1 protein-coding gene is annotated in these 2,870 nt (G+C 48.4%); it reads right to left on the reverse strand.

Annotated features, from left to right (window positions below; genetic code table 11):
• Positions 1-270: 270 nt before the first annotated feature.
• On the reverse strand, positions 271-2,523 hold the full coding sequence (locus QUA16_RS36225; protein ID WP_333109656.1) for a transglycosylase domain-containing protein: 2,253 nt from the start codon (positions 2,521-2,523) through the stop codon (positions 271-273).
• Positions 2,524-2,870: the final 347 nt, after the last annotated feature.

A 2,870-nucleotide genomic window follows, 5' to 3' on the forward strand; every position in this document is an offset into this window, starting at 1 on the left:
TTTTGGCAAACCGATTCAGTCATGGCATTGTCTAGAATACATAGATGATATTTTTTGTCAATGCGTAAGTCCTAGAACAGTTGCATCAAGTCGCGATCGAACTCAATATCAAGAAAATTCGCAAGTTAATTGCATAAATCCCGGCCGATCGTCCTGACCTCACCCACGCCCTCAACGATTTAGCCGATCGCCTGTGTTATGAAGACATCATTGCCCTAACCGTTCCTCCACCTGCCGATCGAGGCTAATTAAGGACTGCTGACTAATGACTTAACGCGCCACCTGCCGCATATATTCCCCCCACAACTGGGCGGCATTTGCACTACCTCCCGCAGTCGGAGAATTATCATCATTTCCCAACCAAACTCCTGTCACCAGTTGCTGACTCGGAATATAACCGACAAACCACAAATCTCTATTATCATTAGTCGTGCCTGTTTTTCCAGCTTCTCCCAACCCCAAAGCAGCACTGCTACCCGTACCTCCCCGCACCACACCTTGCAGCATATCAGTCATCGTATCCGCTACGCCTTCCGAAACTAACTGCCGATTGGCAATGCCATCTTTCTGATAGTCATAAATCACCCGGCAACTGTTAAAATCATTTCGATCTTTGCAATCGCTGCTGTCAATAATTCGCTTGATTACGTGGGGACGATTTCCCAAACCCCGATTGGCCAAAACCCCGAAAGCACCCGTTAATTGCAACACATTAACTTCACTTTCACCTAATACTAAACCCGGGTTAGAACGCAGCTCAGAAGTAATTCCCAAACGTCTGGCCATTCCCACTACATTGTCTAAACCGACATCTTGTGCTACTCTCAAAGCCACTGCATTTTCCGACTGTGCTAAACCCCGATACATATCCGCACTGCCGCTGGTTCTTTCGCAGCCGCTGTAACTTTGTCCGCCCCAAGAAAGGGGGTCGCAAGAATAAGTTTTATCGGGTGAGATTCCCCGCTCCAGGGCGGCTGCATAGGTGAAAATCTTAAATGTAGAACCGGGCTGTCTCAAAGCTTGGGTAGCCCGATTAAACTGACTTTTCAAGTAATCTACGCCCCCAACTAAAGCTAAGACTTCCCCGGTTGTACTATTGAGAGTTACCACGGCTCCTTGAGAAAAACCTGCACTTGCTCCCGCATTTTCAACAGCATTTCTGAGGGAAGTTTCCGCCAACTTTTGCAGCCCGGGATTCAAACCTGTTTCTACAATAAAATTGCCTTCTCTGGCTAATTGCTCCCCCAGCAAAAACTCCAATTCGTCAAATACATAACTGTAGAAATAAGGAGCGATCGTACTTTGCAGATATTGGCGAGCTTTGGGATTGATCTCAATTCGCGATCGCCTCGCGCGATCGGCTTCTTCCTGAGAAATCGTCCCCAGGGCCCGCATCCGTTCGATCACTCGATCGCGATACTGCACCGCCAACTGATAATTTTGAATCGGATTAAAACTGTTTGGCGCAGGCAAAATTCCCGCCAAAGTTGCGGCCTCTGACAAAGTTAAATCCTTCGCCGACTTCCCAAAATAAAACCGAGACGCATCCTCAAAACCGTAAAGGTCAATTCCCAAAAACACGCGATTTAAATAAGTCAGCAACAGCTCATCTTTGCTGTAATAAGTCTCCAGTTTAAAAGCAACTACCGCTTCCCGCAACTTGCGTCCCGCCGAATCTTGAGTTCCCACATAATCTCGGAACAAACTCCTCGCTAACTGCTGCGTCAGAGTGCTGCCGCCTTCTCGAATTCCGCCCCCGCGAACATTAGTTAAAAGTGCTCGCAAAACGCCCAGCGGATCTACTCCCAAATGCCAATTGTAGCGGCTGTCTTCGGAAGCAAGTACGGCCTTGGATAAATAAGGCGAAAAATCCTGCAATTGCTTTAATTCTAAGTGAGCGTTATTCTGAGGAGGACGCAGCGGAGTTTGCCCATCGCGGGCGTAAACAATCACGGGGCCATTGATACTTCTTGGCAGAGGCCGCACTTGAAACTTTGTCGATTCCATGCCTACCAAGACGGCAATCAAAGCGGTGATTCCGCTGACGCCATAAAAGCTGTAACGCACAAGTTGCACATACCAAGGCGGCGGATATACGAATTGAATTCTGACAGCGGCGGCTAGTTCCGGCGGCCCTAAAGTGAACACGTCTCCGTGGCGCAGGGACATACTTTTAACTCGCCTTTTGCCATTGTAAATGCCGTTTGTGGAGTCTTCATCTTTGATGACAAAAGGAGTCCGCCGCCGACTATCGCGCGACAGGGATAAGTGAACGTGACTGACAACGGGATTGCGAACTACTATATCTGAAGATTTGGACGATCGACCTAACAAATATCTATCGCCCAACAGCGGATAAACCTCAGCTTTAGCTGCACCGGCATCCTGTACCCACAGTTCGGGTACTTTGGCATTAGGTTTCAGCGCTAGCTGGTTAAAATTAACCTTAGCAATAGTCTGGACTGCTTGGGTAATTGCACCCAAGACGGTTTGAGGTTTGCGGGGCGGCGGCGGTGGGGTCATATTTCGCTGTGCACTACGATCGAGCGATCGGCTCTTGCACCATTCTACTCGCAACTTTTGGCTAATTTCACGATCTGCCCACACTTGATCGGCGATCGTCGGCTAGTGGCGATCGATTTTGGGGTTATTGGTGAACCCGGAAGGCCTGCAGTTGATTGAGCAAATCTCCACCCAACCACAACAAATCCCGATCTCACCAGGAAATTAAATTATCATAAATTGCCCAAAAATTAATACTTTCGATAACATTTATAGCGGTTCTCAAGGGTGGTGAGGTATGGGGTGAGTCCTATGCCTATGCCCTATGCCCTATGCCCTATGCCCTATGCCCTATGCCCTATGCCCTA

Origin of the sequence: Microcoleus sp. S13_C3 (assembly GCF_036700905.1) — a bacterium.
GTDB lineage: Bacteria > Cyanobacteriota > Cyanobacteriia > Cyanobacteriales > Microcoleaceae > Microcoleus.